Origin of the sequence: Undibacterium sp. Tian12W (genome assembly GCF_049339405.1) — a bacterium.
Classification (GTDB): domain Bacteria; phylum Pseudomonadota; class Gammaproteobacteria; order Burkholderiales; family Burkholderiaceae_D; genus Undibacterium.
The window spans coordinates 248,719-267,227 of record NZ_JBMPPK010000007.1 but is presented as its reverse complement, the minus strand read 5'-3'; the positions used below and the strand labels follow the sequence as shown (position 1 = coordinate 267,227).

Annotated in this window: 19 protein-coding genes; 8 read left to right on the top strand and 11 right to left on the bottom strand. The window is 50.9% G+C overall.

Annotated elements, in window-relative coordinates; genetic code table 11:
- Positions 1-252 precede the first annotated feature (252 nt).
- The 7 genes from fabI (at position 253) to ACO0LI_RS11205 (ending at position 8,187) form a co-directional block, all read left to right on the top strand.
- Positions 253-1,047, top strand: coding sequence for an enoyl-ACP reductase FabI (fabI, locus tag ACO0LI_RS11235; protein WP_110257315.1), 795 nt, complete (start codon positions 253-255; stop codon positions 1,045-1,047).
- Positions 1,048-1,114: 67 nt separating this feature from the next.
- Positions 1,115-2,308, top strand: a complete 1,194-nt coding sequence (gene bcsZ, locus ACO0LI_RS11230; protein WP_423032623.1) for a cellulose synthase complex periplasmic endoglucanase BcsZ — start codon at positions 1,115-1,117, stop codon at positions 2,306-2,308.
- Positions 2,309-2,727: 419 nt separating this feature from the next.
- Positions 2,728-4,191 carry a DEAD/DEAH box helicase gene (locus ACO0LI_RS11225; protein ID WP_422951117.1) on the top strand — a complete coding sequence of 488 codons (1,464 nt, stop codon included), beginning with the start codon at positions 2,728-2,730 and terminating at the stop codon, positions 4,189-4,191.
- Positions 4,192-4,630: 439 nt separating this feature from the next.
- Positions 4,631-5,689 (top strand): selenide, water dikinase SelD, encoded by a 1,059-nt coding sequence (gene selD / locus ACO0LI_RS11220; protein WP_423032622.1) that lies wholly within the window; start codon positions 4,631-4,633, stop codon positions 5,687-5,689.
- Between the two features lie 45 nt (positions 5,690-5,734).
- The gene (gene tal, locus ACO0LI_RS11215; RefSeq protein WP_423032621.1) at positions 5,735-6,670 is read left to right on the top strand and encodes a transaldolase; all 936 of its coding nucleotides are present in this window, start codon (positions 5,735-5,737) and stop codon (positions 6,668-6,670) included.
- Positions 6,671-6,742: 72 nt separating this feature from the next.
- The gene (locus tag ACO0LI_RS11210; protein ID WP_422951120.1) at positions 6,743-7,378 is read left to right on the top strand and encodes a CatA-like O-acetyltransferase; all 636 of its coding nucleotides are present in this window, start codon (positions 6,743-6,745) and stop codon (positions 7,376-7,378) included.
- A gap of 116 nt (positions 7,379-7,494) precedes the next feature.
- Positions 7,495-8,187: a tetratricopeptide repeat protein gene (locus tag ACO0LI_RS11205; protein WP_422951121.1), complete on the top strand. Its 693-nt coding sequence runs from the start codon at positions 7,495-7,497 to the stop codon at positions 8,185-8,187.
- Between the two features lie 107 nt (positions 8,188-8,294).
- Here ACO0LI_RS11205 and ACO0LI_RS11200 read toward each other — a convergent pair whose 3' ends face one another.
- Entirely contained in the window at positions 8,295-8,696 is a 402-nt protein-coding gene (locus ACO0LI_RS11200; RefSeq protein WP_423032620.1) for a DUF1398 family protein, read from the bottom strand.
- Positions 8,697-8,743: 47 nt separating this feature from the next.
- Positions 8,744-9,238: a MarR family winged helix-turn-helix transcriptional regulator gene (locus ACO0LI_RS11195; protein WP_423032619.1), complete on the bottom strand. Its 495-nt coding sequence runs from the start codon at positions 9,236-9,238 to the stop codon at positions 8,744-8,746.
- 173 nt (positions 9,239-9,411) lie between these two features.
- On the opposite strand from ACO0LI_RS11195, the gene ACO0LI_RS11190 reads away from it, so the two are divergent.
- Positions 9,412-9,819, top strand: a complete 408-nt coding sequence (locus ACO0LI_RS11190) for a hypothetical protein (protein ID WP_423032618.1) — start codon at positions 9,412-9,414, stop codon at positions 9,817-9,819.
- Between the two features lie 45 nt (positions 9,820-9,864).
- Here the strand turns inward: ACO0LI_RS11190 and ACO0LI_RS11185 are convergent, their stop codons facing one another.
- The 9 genes from ACO0LI_RS11185 to cobO form a co-directional block, all read right to left on the bottom strand.
- Positions 9,865-10,602 carry a DUF2059 domain-containing protein gene (locus tag ACO0LI_RS11185; RefSeq protein ID WP_423032617.1) on the bottom strand — a complete coding sequence of 246 codons (738 nt, stop codon included), beginning with the start codon at positions 10,600-10,602 and terminating at the stop codon, positions 9,865-9,867.
- A gap of 144 nt (positions 10,603-10,746) precedes the next feature.
- Positions 10,747-12,189, bottom strand: a complete 1,443-nt coding sequence (locus ACO0LI_RS11180; RefSeq protein WP_423032616.1) for a cobyric acid synthase — start codon at positions 12,187-12,189, stop codon at positions 10,747-10,749.
- A gap of 16 nt (positions 12,190-12,205) precedes the next feature.
- Positions 12,206-13,015 (bottom strand): cobalamin-binding protein, encoded by an 810-nt coding sequence (locus ACO0LI_RS11175; protein ID WP_423032615.1) that lies wholly within the window; start codon positions 13,013-13,015, stop codon positions 12,206-12,208.
- Complete coding sequence (locus tag ACO0LI_RS11170; RefSeq protein WP_423032614.1) at positions 13,012-13,929, bottom strand: cobalamin-binding protein; 918 nt, start codon at positions 13,927-13,929, stop codon at positions 13,012-13,014. The genes ACO0LI_RS11175 and ACO0LI_RS11170 overlap by 4 nt, the downstream gene beginning before the upstream one ends.
- Positions 13,930-13,985: 56 nt before the next feature.
- A complete protein-coding gene (cobD, locus tag ACO0LI_RS11165) occupies positions 13,986-15,035 on the bottom strand; it encodes a threonine-phosphate decarboxylase CobD (RefSeq protein WP_423032613.1) in 1,050 nt (349 codons plus the stop codon).
- Positions 15,028-15,975: an adenosylcobinamide-phosphate synthase CbiB gene (gene cbiB, locus ACO0LI_RS11160; RefSeq protein ID WP_423032627.1), complete on the bottom strand. Its 948-nt coding sequence runs from the start codon at positions 15,973-15,975 to the stop codon at positions 15,028-15,030. The genes cobD and cbiB overlap by 8 nt, the downstream gene beginning before the upstream one ends.
- Complete coding sequence (cobU, locus tag ACO0LI_RS11155; protein WP_423032612.1) at positions 15,975-16,553, bottom strand: bifunctional adenosylcobinamide kinase/adenosylcobinamide-phosphate guanylyltransferase; 579 nt, start codon at positions 16,551-16,553, stop codon at positions 15,975-15,977. Before cobU ends, cbiB begins: the two co-directional genes overlap by 1 nt.
- Positions 16,550-17,869 (bottom strand): cobyrinate a,c-diamide synthase, encoded by a 1,320-nt coding sequence (locus ACO0LI_RS11150; protein ID WP_423032611.1) that lies wholly within the window; start codon positions 17,867-17,869, stop codon positions 16,550-16,552. Before ACO0LI_RS11150 ends, cobU begins: the two co-directional genes overlap by 4 nt.
- Complete coding sequence (cobO, locus tag ACO0LI_RS11145) at positions 17,869-18,507, bottom strand: cob(I)yrinic acid a,c-diamide adenosyltransferase (RefSeq protein WP_422951131.1); 639 nt, start codon at positions 18,505-18,507, stop codon at positions 17,869-17,871. Before cobO ends, ACO0LI_RS11150 begins: the two co-directional genes overlap by 1 nt.
- Between the last annotated feature and the right edge of the window lie 2 nt (positions 18,508-18,509).

The following is an 18,509-nucleotide window of genomic DNA, read 5'->3' as shown; positions in this document are numbered from 1 at the left end:
GCGCCTATGCTGATCAAAGGTACTTTGTATCGATGCAGATAAGCACAGGCAAACTTAGCATTTGCCCCTTTCGGTGAGAGCAACTACAATTCCGACCTGTTGCGGAAAAGGCGGCAATGTAAGCGTTACGCATCCAGGCAAAAACCTGATGCAGAAACAACAAGTAATAAAACCCACAGCGCAATAGAATAAGGCTTTCAATCTTGCTGCCCCGAGAGCCTTAAGCATATTGCGGTCATATCTGGAGTCAACATGGCATTTCTGCAAGGCAAAAAAATTCTGATCACCGGTTTGCTGTCCAACCGTTCTATCGCTTACGGCATCGCCCAGGCATGCAAACGCGAAGGCGCTGAACTGGCATTTACCTACGTAGGCGAACGTTTCAAAGACAGGATTACTGATTTTGCGGCTGAATTTGATAGCAAACTAATCTTTGATTGTGACGTTGCCAGCGACGAACAAATTGAAGCAGTGTTTGCTGACCTGGGCAAATCCTGGGACAAACTTGATGGCCTGGTACATGCTATCGGCTTTGCACCACGTGAAGCAATTGCCGGTGAATTCCTTGACGGCTTCTCCCGCGAAGCTTTCCGCATTGCGCATGATATTTCTGCTTACAGCTTCCCAGCAATGGCAAAAGCTGCGCTGCCACTGCTGCGTGAAGACTCTGCCCTGCTGACCCTGTCTTACCTGGGTGCTATCCGTGCCATCCCGCATTACAACACCATGGGTATGGCAAAAGCTTCTCTGGAAGCATCGGTACGCTACCTGGCAGAACATCTGGGCAAAAAAGGCATACGCGTCAATGGTATTTCTGCCGGCCCTATCAAGACCCTGGCTGCCAGCGGTATCAAGGACTTTGGCAAATTGCTGGGCTTTGTTGCCGAACACGCACCGCTGCGCCGTAATGTGACGATCGAAGACGTGGGCAATACTGCTGCCTTCCTGCTGTCACCGCTGGCGAATGGCATTACTGGTGAAATCACTTATGTCGATGGCGGCTTCTCGCATGTCATGGGCTTGAATGCAGACTCTTACGACAAGTAAGCAGTCCAGTATTTAGATGGTACGGGATGCTTGCACATGTATCCCGTACTAGCCTTATACTATTGGCATGAATGAAGCAATCCCCACCATGTCCAATATCCCAAACGCTGTCTTTTCTATTGCACGCAATTTATTACTGCTGTTCTTCAGTGTGTTCCTTGCAACTTCCAACAACACCTTCGCAGCATCCTGCAATGACCCATGGCCAGCCTGGGAACAATTCAAGAAGACTTTCGTTGCCGACGATGGTCGCGTGATAGACCATAGTGGCGCGCGCAAACCAACAACATCAGAAGGCCAGGCTTATGCCCTGTTCTTTGCCCTGAGTGCCAACGACAAGGCCGCATTTCAACGCATCCTGACGTGGACAGAGAATAACCTGGCAGCAGGTGACCTGACTGCCCGCCTGCCCGCCTGGCAATGGGGTCAGCGTGAAGACAATAGCTGGGGCATCATCGATAAAAATCCAGCCTCCGATGCCGACTTGTGGATAGCCTACAGCCTCGGCGTTGCCGGAGAAGTCTGGAAAGAAAAACGCTATGCCGCCCTGTCCAGTTTGCTGGCACAAAGAATATTGAATGAAGAAACCGCAGAACTGCCCGGATTGGGATTGAGCCTGTTGCCGGCACCAAACGGCTTTAACCTGCCAAACAATCAATGGAAGCTCAACGCCAGTTACCTGCCGCTGCCTTTGCTACGCTGGTTTGAGCAAAAAGAAAGCGATGAACGCTGGAAGCGCATGGTCGCCCCGGCAGTGCGCCTGATTGCTGGCAGCGCCCCCAAAGGCTACGCCGCCGACTGGATTATCTATGACGCGCAAAAAGGCTTTCTACCAGATACCCAGGGCGTAGAAAAAGGCCAGGGTGCTTACAACGCCATCCGTATTTATCTGTGGACTGGCATGATGGCAAGCCAGGATGCAGAACGCGCAAATTTGCTGAAGTTGCTGCGCCCCATGGCGCAGATCGTGGATAGCAAAGGCTATCCGCCAGAATATATCGACATCCTGACTGGCGACATCAATGGCCCCGGCTCCAGCGGTTTTAGTGCTGCACTGTTGCCCTTCCTGCAAGCGCAAGGCGTACAAAAGACCATCGTGCAGCAGCAATTACGCCTGCAGGCCCAGCCGATCAAGACTGATGCCTACTACGATCAGGTGTTATCCCTGTTTGCCCTGGGTTGGCAAGAAAAGCGCTTCCGTTTTGATGTTCGAGGGGAAGCTGATTTTTACTGGCAGCACTTTTGTTGGCGTTTATTTTGAGGTCAGTGCAAGATATTCTTTGAAACTGGCTGCTTTTTCCTGAAAAATCCTGTATAGTTTCGTTTTTTGCGCTGCAATATAAATTTCAGCGTAGAACCAAGTAGCATCGCAAGCCTGTGCACATCCTCAGGATGGTGCATGTAAAAGCCCTCCCGCCTCGCATGTCTGGTAGTAATCCATAGACATCATCCCGGCGCAAAGCTTTTGTGCCGAAATTTCATTGTCGTCCCTTGTTGGATTTTCTGTGTTCATTTCGTTTGGTTGGCGCTGCATTGTTGCGCGCGTTCGTTAGCAACGCGCTAATTTATACTGGGACAGAAGCAATCGTTCCGGCAAAACATGCTGCAAACCGGCCTTATCACCGGTGAGCTTGGCATTGCTGCCGCATTTTGCAAACGTCCCAATCACGAAAGAAATTCATGAGTTTTGAAGCACTAGGTCTCCACGTCAATATCATCCGCGCTCTGACTGACTCTGGCTATACCAAGCCAACTTCGGTACAAGAACAGGCAATCCCTGCCGCGATTGAAGGTCGTGACCTGATGGTCTCATCCCAGACCGGCTCCGGCAAAACTGCCGCTTTCATGCTGCCTGCTTTGCATAAACTGGTTACTGCTGAAGTTGTCAGCTACGACGCTGCCAGCAGCAAAACCCCTAATCAAGAACGTCAGGCTGCCCGTTCACGTGGCGACAAACCACGTTTTGTTGCTGCAAAACCAAAAATGCTGGTGTTGACACCAACCCGCGAACTGGCTTTGCAAGTCACCACAGCAACTGACAAATACAGCGCTTATTCACGCCGTATCAAGGCTGTGTCCATTCTGGGTGGCATGCCTTATCCTAAACAGATGCAATTGTTGTCCCGCAATCCAGAAATTCTGGTGGCAACACCTGGCCGTCTGATCGACCATATGGAATCTGGCAAGATCGATTTCTCTGAACTGCAAATGCTGGTTCTGGACGAAGCTGACCGCATGCTGGACATGGGCTTCATCGACGATATCGAAAAAATCGTTGCTGCCACACCTCCTACACGTCAAACCATGTTGTTCTCTGCAACACTGGATGGCGTAGTCGGTAACATGGCAAAACGCATCACGACTGAGCCTTTGGTCATCCAGATCGCCGGCTCTGCCAGCAAGCATGAAAACATCCAGCAACGCGTTCACTTTGTGGACGACCTATCCCACAAAAACCGCATGCTGGATCACCTGCTGCGCGACACTACTGTCGATCAGGCTGTTGTATTTACAGCCACCAAACGTGATGCAGACACCATCGCTGACCGCCTGAACATCGCTGGTTTCGCTGCAGCTGCCCTGCATGGCGACATGCACCAGGGTGCACGTAACCGCACACTGGACGCATTGCGCCGTGGCCAGGTACGTGTACTGGTCGCAACTGACGTTGCTGCCCGCGGTATTGACGTTCCTGCCATTACGCACGTATTCAACTACGATCTGCCTAAATTCCCTGAAGATTATGTCCACCGCATTGGCCGTACTGGCCGCGCTGGTCGTAAAGGTCTGGCGATTTCCCTGGTGAACCATGCTGAAGGCATGCACGTCAAACGTATCGAGCGTTTCACCAAGCAACTGATACCTGTCGATGTCATCGAAGGTTTTGAACCTAAGAAATCTGCTGCACCAGCACGCTCTGCAGCCCGCAAGCCTAACGGCTGGAAACCAGGCGATGCTCGTAAAACAGGTGCTGGCGCAGGTGGTGGCGGTGGTTATGGCAACAACAAGCCAGGTCAACGCAGCTTCAGCAAACCAGCTGGCGCATCGACTGGCACCAGCGCTGGCCCACGTAAAGAAGGCGGCGGCTACAAAGGCAATCGCTCTAACGATAGCGGCGCACGTCGTACATTTGGCGACTATTAATTGGAATCACTGTGTAAGCTACTGCGCGGCGCCATTTTGAGCCTGTGATGCTCACCGTACTTTAGTACGGTTGCGCTTCTCGACTCAAACTGACACCGCTCGCTACACTTACACAGCGACTCCAGAGAAGTTTGTTTCCATGCAAACAGAAACAACATAGACATTGCTGCATAAGCAATATCATGAAAAAGCGATCACTTTGGTGGTCGCTTTTTTTATACTAGTGGACTGTAACAGTGAAATCGAGAGCGAAGGACATGTGCCCGGCGCATCAGGGCAAGACGCAAAGCACAGCGATAGTGGGGCTATCGCGAGCATTTGCAACGCAGCCATGATCGTCGCACACATGGCAAGCGCTCCGATTTTCATTGTTACAGTCCACTAACTGGCTCGGCGTATAATCAGCAAATCTGACCTGTATAAAAAGTAAAAATGCCTCATGAGTAAAGAAACTGACGCCCCCGTCCGACTGACCTCTTTCTCGCATGGTGGCGGCTGCGGCTGCAAGATTGCGCCCGGCGTACTTGCTGAAATACTAAAAAAATCCTCAGGCTTTCCGGTACCGCCTGCCCTTATGGTGGGGATAGAAACTGCAGACGATGCCGCCGTCTATAAACTCAATGATGAGCAGGCACTGATCGCGACCACCGATTTTTTCATGCCCATCGTCGATGACCCTTTTGATTTTGGCCGCATCGCTGCTACCAATGCCATTTCGGATATCTATGCCATGGGCGGCACCCCCATCATGGCGCTGGCACTGGTCGGCATGCCCATCAATCAGCTACCACTGGACGTCATAAGCAAGATTATCCAGGGCGGTGAAACCATCTGCGCCGAGGCTGGCATACCTATTGCCGGTGGTCACACCATCGACTCTGTAGAGCCCATCTATGGCCTGGTCGTCATGGGCCTGATTCACCCATCCAGGGTCAAACGCAATGCCGATGCCAGGGCAGGCGACAAACTCATACTCAGCAAGCCGCTGGGCGTAGGCATATTGTCTGCCGCACTGAAAAAGCAGGCACTGGACGAGGCGGGTTATGCCACCATGATCGCCAATACAACCAAACTGAACAAACCCGGTCAGGCCCTGTCTGCGCTTGACGGCGTGCATGCCATGACCGATGTCACCGGCTTTGGCCTGCTTGGCCATTTGCTGGAAGTCTGCCGTGGATCGAAACTGGCAGCCCGGCTGGATATGTCAGCAATACCTTTGCTGGCGAATGTGGAAGAACTGGCCACAAATGGCTATATCACCGGTGCCTCTGCCCGTAACTGGGCAGCCTACGGCTCATCTGTGCAGTTCGACGCACATATCAGTCCCGCCCGGCAAGCCTTGCTGACTGATCCGCAAACATCGGGAGGATTACTGGTTGCCTGCGATCCGGCAGTTGTTGAAGATGTTTTAAGAATTTTCCGTCAGGGTGGTTTCTTGGAAGCTGCTGTGATTGGTGATATTGTTGCAGGTGAGCCCTCAATAGCGGTACTGCCCTGATTTTTTGATTTTGCCCCTACTTTTGCCCCTACTTTTGCAAATACCATGAACCAATTAGAACAACTCAAGCAATTCACCACTGTAGTCGCTGACACTGGCGATTTCCAGGCTATCCAGGCTTATGCACCGCGCGACGCGACGACTAATCCATCCCTGATCCTGAAAGCCGTGCAAAAACCGGAATACCTGCCTTTGCTGGAAAAAGCCGTCAAGGACACAGCAGGCAAGTCCATCGATGAAACCATCGATCACTTGCTGATCGCTTTTGGCCTGGAAATTTTAAAAGTCATCCCTGGCCGCGTGTCTACTGAAACCGACGCCCGCCTGTCTTTTGACACGGCTGGCACCATTGCCAAAGGCCGCCAACTGATCGCCATGTATGAAGCCGCAGGCATACCGCGTGACCGCATCCTGATCAAAATTGCCTCTACCTGGGAAGGCATACGCGCTGCCGAAGTATTGGAAAAAGAAGGCATACGCTGCAATATGACCCTGCTATTCTGCCTGGCACAAGCGATTGCCTGTGCTGAAGCAGGCGCGCAATTGATCTCGCCTTTCGTAGGCCGCATCTATGACTGGTATAAAAACAAGACAGGTCAGGAAATTTTTGGTGCAGATGATCCAGGTGTCTTGTCCGTCAAGAAAATCTATACCTACTATCGCAAATTTGGCTACAACACAGAAGTCATGGGTGCCAGCTTCCGCAATACTTCACAAATCCTGGAGCTGGCAGGTTGCGACCTGCTGACCATCAGCCCTGATCTTTTGCAAAAACTCAGCGACAGCACTAGCAATGTCACGCAAAAACTGAGCAAGGAGCTGGCAGCTTCGTCTGACCTGGAAAAAGTCAGCATGGATGAAAAGACTTTCCGTCTTGATCTCAATGAAGATGCAATGGCGACAGAAAAATTGTCAGAAGGCATACGTGCCTTCTGTGCCGATACTGTCAAACTCGAAAAGATGATTGCCGCAATGCGTTGAATCAACACCATCTGACAGGTTATGATGAGGGGGCAGAATTTTCTGCCCTTTTTTATTTTGAATGACCTGGATATGAAAAAGCAGTTAGACATAGCAAACTGGAACCGACGCGAACATTACGCCTTCTTTTCCCAAATGGATGAACCCTTCCATGGCCTGAACCTGAATGTGGATTGCACCTGGGCTTACCAGTATTGCAAGGAAGAACAAAAATCCTTCTTCCTGTTTTATCTGCATCAGATATTAAGTGCCATGATGCGCACCGATGCCATGCGCTACCGCATAGAAGACGGCAAAGTGTTCGATTACGAGGTGATACACGCAAATGCGACCGTGCAACGTTCCGACCATACTTTCGGCTTTTGCCCCATTTATTATGAAAAGGATTTTGCCGCTTTCGCTGCCGGCGCCAACATCGCCATGGATAAAATCAAGAACAGTAGCGGCCTTTGCTTCAACGATGAGTGCGCACGTGAAGATGTGATCCACTTCTCTGCCATACCCTGGATCAGCTTCACTGGCCTGACACATGCACGGCAATATGACCGCAAGGACAGCGTGCCCAAGATATCCGTTGGCAAATTTTTCAAGCAACATCAACGCCTGATGTTGCCGATCGCAATTTTTGTGCATCATGGATTGGTCGATGCTTATCATGTGCATCAGTTTGTTGAAGCACTGGAGGCTGGCTTGTCTGGAAAGAAATAAGTTCTTTCATTGTGCAAGAGCTGTCAGAGACTGCTGGATGCAAATCCAGCATTTGCTTGCTAAAATGAAGGTGCTAATACTGCAGCTAACCACCTGCCCTCCATCAAGGACGCATCATGCGCAAATTTAATCCCGTCATCTTTATATTGGCCTGCATGCTGGCAACTGGCAATGCACGGGCTGATGATTTCACGGATGGCGTCAGCTATTACGAACAAGGCGACTTTGCTTCTGCACTTGACTCATTCAAGGCTGCCGCAGCAAAGGGTAATGCAGATGCGCAATTCAACCTCGGGCTGATGTTCTTGAATGGCGAAGGCGTAGATCAAGACTATAAACAGGCACTCAACTGGTTCGAGCAATCGGCCAGCAAGGGCAATGTCAGGGCACAAGTGAATATAGGCAGGATGTACGCCAAAGGCAAAGGCATGCTGTCGAATCACGGTGTTGCTGCATCATGGTTCAGAAAAGCTGCTGACCAAGGTTATGCAGATGCCCAATATAGTCTGGGCATATTGTATGTGACAGGTACAGGTGTGGCACGCGACTATGCTAAAGCCAAAGAATTATTCCGCTTGGCCGCCAATCAAAACAATGCCAGCGCAAAGTATCAGCTAGGTTTGATTTACCTGAAAGGCCGCGGCACAGAAGTTAATCTGGTTGAAGCCTATAAGTGGTTGATCCTGGCAGGCGACTATGATGACAGCGAAGTCTTCAGGAAATTTGTAGCAGCAAAAATGAGTAAGGAAGAAGTCGCTGAAGCGCAAACCTTGGCCAAAGACTGGAAGCCAGAAAAAGCGGCGGAATAAGTTTTCTCCTATTAAATGTAATCCTGAAGAGGAACCTGAAGCCCGGGTTTTTGAAATCAAACTCAAGTTTCAAGTTTCAAGTTTCATGTGGTGCAGCAAATTCAAGTTTAATTTGCCTTGGGAAAATGCTCGACATGCACCTCACCCGCATGGCCAAAATAGCTGACATGCCGCCCCGCCATCCAGACTATATACCCCACACAACCAGCCGTCATCGATAGCCGTATGAATTCGGGATAGCGCACCTCATCACGTTGTGCACCACGGATAGCCTCAACCAGGGCACTTGCATCAAACGCCATGGGAATAATGTGATCTTTCTTGCCTAGGCCTACCACGTGCACGCTGCCATCTGCCATGTAGTAGCTGGTATTGCCAGTGCGGTAATCTGCAAAATATGACTCTGCTCCCACCGCCATCAAGCTGCCAACTACATGCCCAAAAGTCAGCTTGCCTGCATAAGAGTCATGGGCAACTGCTTCTATCGTCTGTAGTACTGAATTTTCCATTTTCAATCCTTGGTTTACTATCCTTGATTTTCACTAATTCAACTGCTTTATTTGACAGGTACAGCCCTCAAATCATGCATGTCAACGATGTGCTTCATCAACGCGATCAATTCAGAACGCTGCTTGTCTGACAAATGCCCAAAGAACAGTGCGTCGTTGTCGTCTGCCAACGCAGCCAGTCCTGGTACGAGATTTTTCCCCGCCATGGTCAATAAAATTTGTGTCGCTCTTTTGTCGATTGCAGATATTTCGCGTAACAGCAGTCCCTTGTACTCCAGGCGGGTAATGATCTTGGATACAGCACCCTTGGTCATTCCCAATTCACGCATCAATGCAGCGGGATCAGATGCCCCCGTATCAAACAGGCTGCGTAATGCAACCCATTCAGAGAGCGAAATATCTTCCGCCGCTAAACTGGCCTCAAATCTGGCTGATACATGATTGGAGACAAAGCGCAGCCAAAAACCAGCATGTGACTCCAGCGCACTGACGGCACCCTGAACAGGTGAATCACGTGACGTGCTGACCTTTTTTTCACCCATTACCAAATCCTGAATATGTTTAATTTCAGCATTTTAGTTTCCAAGGAAACTAAAATCAAGGATTTTTGCTATTTTATTGACCTACATCAAACTTCATCAATTGCAAATAAAAGCTTGACCATGGAGTAAACACCAGGGTTCAACATCGCTTATCTTAATTTTGGAGAAACTATATGCACTTGAAAACCTATCTGCGCATCGTGCGCGCCAGTGCCTGGTATGACCTGATCGTCACCATAGGCTTTGCTACGCCGTGGAGTTTTGCACTTGTTCACCAGAGCCTGTCACAACTCAATAGCGGCCTGGGTATTGCAGGAGAATTCCCCGCTTTTGCTGCAGCCCATGTATTGATGGCAAACTTGCTGGGGTCTATCGTCACCATCTGGGCCATTTTGCGCCTGCGTGACACGCGCATGGAATATGGCCGCTATGATGCTGCCGGACGCGTCCTGTTCAGCATATGGCAGTTATATGCGGTTGCTCATGGAGCGAGCCAGATCATACTGGCCTTTACCGTGTTTGAAATCGCTTTTGGGATTTTGCAACTATTGCCTATTTCGCATAAAGATAATAAAAGATAGTGTTAGGGCGCTTAGCTTAATGAAAAAATAAGGAGCCGTATTTCATTATGGTTCCCATTTTTTCATCAACTCAGACAATTTCTTTTCGTCGTTACATTTTTTTTCCGCCATATACAGATTCATCCCAAATTTTCCGGCCCAATCATCAATCAAATCTGCCTCTTTGAGTCCGGCGCTAGTCTTTAAAAAATGGTTAATTTTTTCTCTTTCTTCTTGACTCAAAAATTTGACTAATTCGGCGTAAACTTTCGGTAAAAAAGACAAATTGAACGCCATTTCTTGTGCGAATCTTTCTGAATCAACTGTTATGCGTAAGGCTTTATACACCGCCACCAAAAATTGTATTTCTTCAGATTTAGATTTTACGCTTACTTGGGAATCGAAATATCCAGGAAATTCGAGCTCCCTCTTTTGCCTGGCAACGTCAGCATCCATATAAACTCTTTTTGCAAAAGAAATATATGCAAGGTATTTTTTTCCAACTGGAGATTTATAAAATGCCTTCAGTTCTTCAAACTCTTCTTCAGTAAGATTTTTGGGCATAGCGTATTTATAAGCATTCGCCAGTGATTCACCTGAATTTGAATTTTCAACAAGCACTGGCAAAGTGCAACGATTCCAGTTATCTCGTAATATTTCAGCAACATCTTTCGTTGCCTGCTTATACGAGTCTTTAAATTTGGGGTTTTCCCATTTCCAATTTTTCCCGCCGAGACGAAATTGTTTCAGCGCTGTCACTTGAATTGAAACCAAGGACTCTTTGACGGCCATATCAAAGTTCATGGGAACTGAATATGAGACGTTCCTTTTCACTACAAAACTTTGAGTTTCTTCGAGGCTGATTGCATTGGCTGTTGAGCAAGCGGCGAGTATACAAATGATCTGTAATTTTGACGTACATTTCATATTAATTTTCCAAAAGCATTCTCAATCTAAAAGCTGCAATTTTTCCAATAAAGGTTGGCACACATCTGCCACCCTATTGAGGCTGTGCTCGCGCAAGACCGCCAGATCGACTGTGTGCTCGCTTTCCAGTCCCGCCCAGGCCAACAAGGCAGCACAAGCTTCTGGGTGGTCGAACAGGCCGTGCAGGTAGGTGCCGAGTATCAGGTCGTCTGGTGAGCGCGCGCCTTCGTCTTCGCCATTGATGGTAAAAACAGGCTGCGTGTCATTGCTGGCATAGGTGATGCCCATATGAATTTCGTAGCCGCTGACTTGTGCAGTGCTGGTGTTGAATGCGCAAACTCCTGTCACTTGTTGCAGACGTTTTTCCTGCGTCAGTTCGGTGGTGATGTCCAGCAGGCCCAGTCCATCAGAATCACCGGCCTGCCCTTCGACACCATGTGGGTCGCTGATAATTTGACCCAACATTTGATAGCCACCGCAAATGCCGATGACTTTACCGCCATAGCGCAAATGCTTTTCCAGCACAGTCTGCCAGCCCTGTGCCTGCAAGAAAGCGAGGTCAGCGCGGGTGTTTTTACTACCCGGCAGGATGATCAGGTCGGCAGGTGGTATCGCCCTGTCCGGACCTATGAATTGCAGGTCAACATCGGGATGAGCACGCAGTGCATCAAAATCTGTATGATTGGATATGCGCGGTATGGCGGGGACTATGATGCGGAACTTGCCCGCATTGCCCTGGCTGGACTGTATCGCATCTTCAGCATCCAGTTGCAAGCCATGCAGGTAAGGCAGGACAGCCAGTACAGGTTTGCCGGTCTTTTTTTCCAGCCATTCAAGACCAGGTTCCAGCAGACGGATATCACCGCGAAAACGGTTGATGACAAAGCCGATGATGCGCTTTTGCTCTGACTCAGACAGGCAATCCAGAGTGCCGACAAAATGGGCAAACACGCCGCCACGGTCTATATCTGCCACCAGGATGACGGGGCAATCTACGGCCTCGGCAAAACCCATGTTCGCAATATCGCGGTCACGCAGATTCACTTCTGCCGGGCTACCTGCACCTTCAACAATAATAGTCTCATATTGCTGTTGCAGGCGGGCATAGGATTCCAGCACCGCGCCCATGGCGATGGTTTTGTATTGGTGGTAATCACGCGCATCCATGTCTGCCCTGACCTTGCCATGGATAATGACTTGCGCACCAGTATCGGAAGATGGCTTCAGCAAGACCGGGTTCATGTCAGTATGCGCAGGCAAACCTGCAGCCAGCGCCTGCAAGGCCTGGGCGCGGCCTATCTCACCACCGTCAATGGTCACGGCGCTGTTGAGCGCCATGTTTTGTGGCTTCATGGGAACGACACGCACGCCCTGGCGATGCAACAAACGGCACAGGGCCGCAACCACCGTGCTTTTGCCAGCGTCAGAAGTCGTGCCTTGCACCATCAGCGTGGATATTTTCATGGAATACAATTCTTGTTCAATAGTTTTGTGCGGACTGCCATTCAGCAATCAATATATGCAATTGCAGCAGCCCGTGCTGTATCGCAGATGGGCCGGGTGAAAGTATATCTGCCGATTTTATCTCCAGCACCCTGCCATTTCTTACTGCAGGAATGTGATCCCAGCCGTCGCGACCAATCACGCTGTCAGGCCGGAACTTTTTGCCACACCAGGAACCGATGATGATATCTGGTGCGCGCCGTATGATTTCTGCCGGGTCGGCAATAATCCGTTCTTTGGCACTATGGTGTTGCGCCAGGTCAGCAAAAGCATCTTCGCCACCAGCGATGTGGATGAGTTCTGACACCCAGCCTATGCAGGACATCAGTGGGTCATTCCATTCTTCAAAATAGATTTTTGGCCTGCGTGTCCAGCCTGCGCTTTGCTGTTTGACAGTATCGATCTGTGACTGCAATTCTGCAATCAATGTTGCGCCCTGCTCCTGCTTGCCGACCAAGTTTGCCAACACCATGATCATATGCAAAATACCGGCAACATCGCGCTGATTGAAGGCGTGTACTTCTATGCCTGCACTGATGAGTTCACGTGAAATCTCGGACTGCATATTTGAATAGGCAATCACCAGGTCAGGCTTCACAGCCAGGATGCGATCTATCTGTGCAGACGAGAAACCACTGACCTTGGGTTTCTCATCACGGGCGCGAGCTGGTCTGGTGGTGTAGCCAGAGATGCCAACCACATAGTCTTCAGCCCCCAGGGCGTACAAGACTTCCACAGCTTCGGTGGACAGGCAGGCAATGCGTTGATACATGCTGACTGAATTCATTTCTTCCCTTGTGGTTGTGCCACGGTTTTATCGCGTTTCTGTCTGGCTTGCTCCAGTGCCTGGCAAATCAGCTTGGCACCTTCAATAATGCGCGGACCAGAACGGTTGACAAGGTCTCCTTCTATGGAGATCAGATTATTGTTTTTTGTCGCCAGCAAGGTAGGGAAAGTTTTCCATTGCTCGACACCACTCACTGCCTGGGTTTTGCTGTCACCAGTGATGATGACTTCAGGATTTTCCTGCAAGACTGCTTCTGTGCCGACCACGGGTGCAGTGGTGGCTAATTTGCCAAAGATATTTTCACCGCCGCAGGTACGAATAGCGTCGCTGACGATGTGGCTGTCATTCAGTGTATAGAGTGGCTTGCCCCAGACCTGATAGAAAACCTTGACCTTGCTTTTATTCTGGTACTGACTGTTTAGCTGTTGCACCTGCTGCCTGAACTCTGCCGCAGCGACCTGCGCCTGCTTTTCCGTACCAAACAGACTGCCAAATTTGAGCAAAGTTTCTGCCACATTATCAAGCTTATGCGGTTCACTGAAAAAATAGGGAATGCCGGAATTGTGCAACATTTCCAATTGTCGCTCATAAGCGCCATGCATCCATACAATGAGTAAATCCGGCTTCATCGCCAGTATGCGTTCAATATCCAGTTGGCGATTGTCACCAACACGCGGAATATTTTTTGCCGCAGCCGGGTAATCACTGTACTTGACCGTGCCTATGATCCTGTCCCCCGCACCTGCGACATAAATCATCTCCGTCACATGCGGCGACAAACTGATAATCCGCTGCGCAGGCTTCGCCAACGTGACCTGATTACCCAGGTCATCCGTCACAGTAATAGCTGCGTGCGCATGTGCAGTCAATACAGCAAACCCAACAGCCATCATTACGTTTAATAACCTGGACATAAACTTCCTATATTCAAAATATAAAACCGAAATACATCTCTGAATTTTCTCTGTGCTTACTCTGTGTCTCGGCGTCTCTGTGGTGAGTGGTTTGAAAGATTTAACTCACACCATTCATCCAGGCCAAGCTCCAAACGCAACCACCCCGCCTCACTTCCCGGCAAGCCAAAACGCAAACCGTGCGGTCTGTGTGGCCCCTGCGCAAACCAGCGCAGCCAGATGCCGCGTTCTGCCATGAACTGCCACAACTGTTCCGATTTATTATTCAGGTTTTGATGACAGCACCACTGGAACAAATCAGTGCCTGATGAGCGTATATCATGCGCTTTCAAAAGTTGACGCAGTCGCTCACCTTCTTGCTGCAAGCGTTGCGCGGTCTGCGTCTGCCACTGCCGGTCATTCAAAGCAGCGATGGCGATTTGCTGGGCTGGCCCGCTGACACTCCAGGGTCCAAGATAATTCGCTAATTGTTGTAACAGATTTTTTTCAGCAGCGACAAAACCCAGACGTATTCCTGCCAGGCCAAAGAATTTGCCTACCGAGCGCAAGACGATCAGGCCGGGCTGGTCTGCGTGAGGAGCAACACTGATATCGGGCACAGTATCAGCAAAAGCTTCATCAACCACCAGCCAGCCACCACGCTCTGCCAGTTGTGCAGCCCAGCGCAAAAGCTGGTCCGCCGGGATAAATTCACCTGTAGGATTATTGGGATTACACAGCACCACAACATCCGCCTGCTCGACGGCTGCATCCAGTTCTGCATATCTGCACTCTGTCACCGCATGAGCGGCTTGCCGCCATTGGTAAGCATGTTCAGCGTAGCTGGGGGCAGACACAACGACCCGCGCCGCCGGACGCAAGCGTGGCACCGCCTGTATCACCGCCTGTGATCCCGCCACGGCGAGCATCTGTGGCGCGCGGTAATAAGCCTGTGCCGCTTGCACCAGTGCATCAGAATACTCAGGCAAACGATGCCAGGCATTTGCTGCCAGTTGTGGTGCCGGATAAAAATGCGGATTGATGCCTGTCGATAAGTCCAGCCAGTCTTCCAGTGAACGGCCAAAATGGCGCACGGCATCGCGCAGGTTGCCACCATGTTCAAGCATGGATGACTCCACTCAAAAATAAGGCGGCCAGCAAGGCTATGCCACACCACAAGGCTGCACCAGTTTCTACCAGACGCAGGGCACGCAGAATATCTACCGCCTTTGCTGTCTCGCCTTCACCCAGCGGTGGGCGCACTTCAGCCACGCCATCGTAGCTAGCCGCGCCACCCAGCGCCAAACCAAGCGCGCCAGCACCAGCGGCCATTACCGGCCCTGCATTAGGGCTAGGCCAGCCAGGTGCCTGACGCTGCCAGCATTGCCAGGCCAGACTGGTTTTGCCCAATGTGGCATAGGTGCATGCAGTCAGGCGCGCGGGTATCCAGTTCATGACATCGTCAATACGTGCCGCTACACAGCCAAAGCGCAAAAAGCGCGTGGAGCGATAACCCCACATGGCATCTAGAGTATTTACGAGGCGGTACAAGACAGCACCGGGGCCACCCAACAAGATGAACCAGAACAAGGTGGCAAACACAGCATCGCAGCCATTTTCGAGTACGGATTCGACACTGGCCTTGGCCAGGTAAGCTTCATCTGCATCCTCTGTATCGCGGCTGACGATATACGAAGTGCGTTTTCTCGCTTCTGGCAAATCACCGTCCTGTAAAGCAGTAGCGATGGCGGCATTATGTTCATGCAGGCTGCGCAAACCCAGACAAAAATAAAGTAATACGATGTGCAATATAGCCGCCAGCCAATAGTTGAAATATTGGGCCAACAGCAGTACCAGTACGCTTAACGCTACTAGTGGCAAAACTGCCAGGAACCATGCCATAGCACCAGTCCATCGACTTGCTATTGGTCTATTCAATAGTCGCTCTATCGCATTTGCCAGATTACCAAAGCCCACCAGCGGATGAAATTTGCGCACTTCACCCAACGCCAGGTCAAGCAAAATACCCAGCAGCAGGCATAGCACCATGACCACGCCATCCAGCATCAGCATGGCTGGCCTTTCAAATACAGTGGTAAGCCAGCGGCAACCCAAACCACATTGTCTGCTATGGCTGCCACTGCCTGATTCAAGCGCCCAGCTTCATCGACAAACCAGCGTGACACTGCCCCCATGGGGACGATACCCATACCGACTTCATTCGATACCAGGATAATCTGCCCCGGTGCTTGCACCAGTGCATCCAGCAAAGCCTGACGTTGCACGGCAAATTGTGACGGTGGCGTGATGTGACCTATCTCGGGAAAATTTGTTGATTCTGAAAACAGCAGATTCGACAGCCAGACTGTCAGGCAATCGACGAGGATGATGTTATCTGTGCGACTATGCGCAATGATGGTTGCACCCAGTTCCAGACTCTGTTCAAGCGTGCCCCAATCTGCAGGGCGGCGTGCACGGTGATGGGCAATACGCTCCTGCATTTCAGCATCGCCTGCCCTGGCAGTAGCAAGGTATAGTACTTCTTGTTTGCCGTCACTGAGCTTGCTTGTCAGTTGTTCAGCAAAGGCACTCTTGCCCGAACGCGCACCACCAAAAATCAGGCTGGTACTGTGTGCGGATTTCATATGACTTCTCTTAAGAACAATGCTGCCGTTGCCGCTGGATTGGAAGCAAAGTAGGCATGAAAATAAGAAGCACGCACATTGCCAAGCTTGTAAATAGCTTCGCCCTGCTGCTGTGTGGAATGCTTGATGGTATGGATATTGGCAGGCAATGTAGTTTCAAAACGCGAGTAATGAAAGGTATGCCCGCGCAATTCGCCCTGCGCTGTAGCCAGGGCTTGTGCACCCAGCGCTGCCAGCCGTTTTTGCATGATGACTTTGCCTGGCAAGATGCCCGCCATGGGCCAGCTTTGTTCTTGTTGATCCACCAGGCCTTCAGTAATCGCCATCATGCCGCCGCATTCTGCCAATATAGGCATGCCTTGCGCATGAGCAGCGTGCAAGGATGTCAGCCAATTGCTGGTCTGTGTCAGTGTCTCTGCATGCAATTCAGGATAGCCACCGGGCAGGTACAAGGCATCCGCTAGCGCAGGTATCGCTTCATCAGCCAGAGGTGAAAAGAAAACCAGCTCGGCACCCAGTCCGATCAGGCATTCAATATTGGCTGGATAGATAAAGGCAAATGCAGCGTCACGTGCAATGGCGATAGTTTTGCCTGCCAGGTTGGCGGCTGATTCAGACACATGCTGAGAGATATGCAATGATCGGTGGTCCTGCAATTCAAAACTGGTATCCGGTAAGGCATCCCAGGCTTGCGTGTCCAGTTCCAGGCTGTCGGCCATGGCATCAAGTATGGCTTCAATGCGATCCACTTCTTGTGGCAAGACCAGGCCCAGATGGCGTTCTGGCAAGGCTTCATCCTGCCTGCGCAGGCTCCCCAGCAAGGATATATCGCGCATGGCAGCCGCTACCATCTTGGCATGGCCTTCTGAGGCGATGCGGTTGGCAATGACACCTGCCAGATGCACAGGCCCAAAATCACGCAAACCCATGGCCAGCGCACCGACAGTCTGTGCCATGGCAGAGGCATCGAGTACCGCCACAACAGGCACGCCAAAGGCACGCGCCAGATCAGCCGATGAGGGATTGCCGTCATACAGACCCATGACGCCTTCGATGAGGATAACGTCCGCATCCAGCGCAGCGCGTGCCAGCATGCCTTCAGAATCAGCCCGCCCTACCATCCACAAATCCAGTGAATGCACGGCTGAACCGCAAGCGCGTTCCAGCATCATGGGGTCGATAAAATCTGGCCCGGTTTTAAATACACGCACTTTCTTGCCCAGCTTCACCAGCTTGCGTGCCAGTGCTGCGGTAGTAGTGGTCTTGCCCTGGCCAGATGCGATAGCCGAGATCAATACAACCTTGGCGCTGGGCATTACCATTCCACGCCCGCCTGTGCCACGATGCCTTCTTTGAAAGCGTGCTTGATGACATTCATTTCTGTGACTGTATCAGCAATCTCGATAATCTCTGGCAAGGCACCGCGACCGGTGACGGCGACGTGCTGCATTTCTGGCCTGCCATCGAGATCATCGATGACCATCTGCAAATCCAGGTAATGGTATTTGAGGGCGATATTGAGTTCATCCAGCACCACCAGGCCTATCGTCGGGTCAGCCAAAAAGCGCTTTGCCTGCTCCCATGCTGCAGCGGCTTTTTCCATATCGCGTTCACGGTTTTGGGTGACCCAGGTATAGCCTTCGCCCATGGCATGGAATTCGACTTCATCTGGAAAGCGGCGCAAGAAAATTTCTTCCCCAGTTGACATCGCACCCTTGATGAACTGCACCACGCCTACCTTCATGCCGTGCCCCATGGCACGCATGACCATGCCAAAGGCGCTGGAACTTTTACCCTTGCCATTGCCGGTATGTACCAGCAAGACACCGGTCTTGCGCTGGGCCTTTTCTATCTTTTCATCCATCATCGCCTTCTTGCGCTGCATGCGACGTTCATGACGGGTGTTGATGTTATCGGTCTCGGTATCTGGCTTGGGAGGCAATGCACTTGTCATGG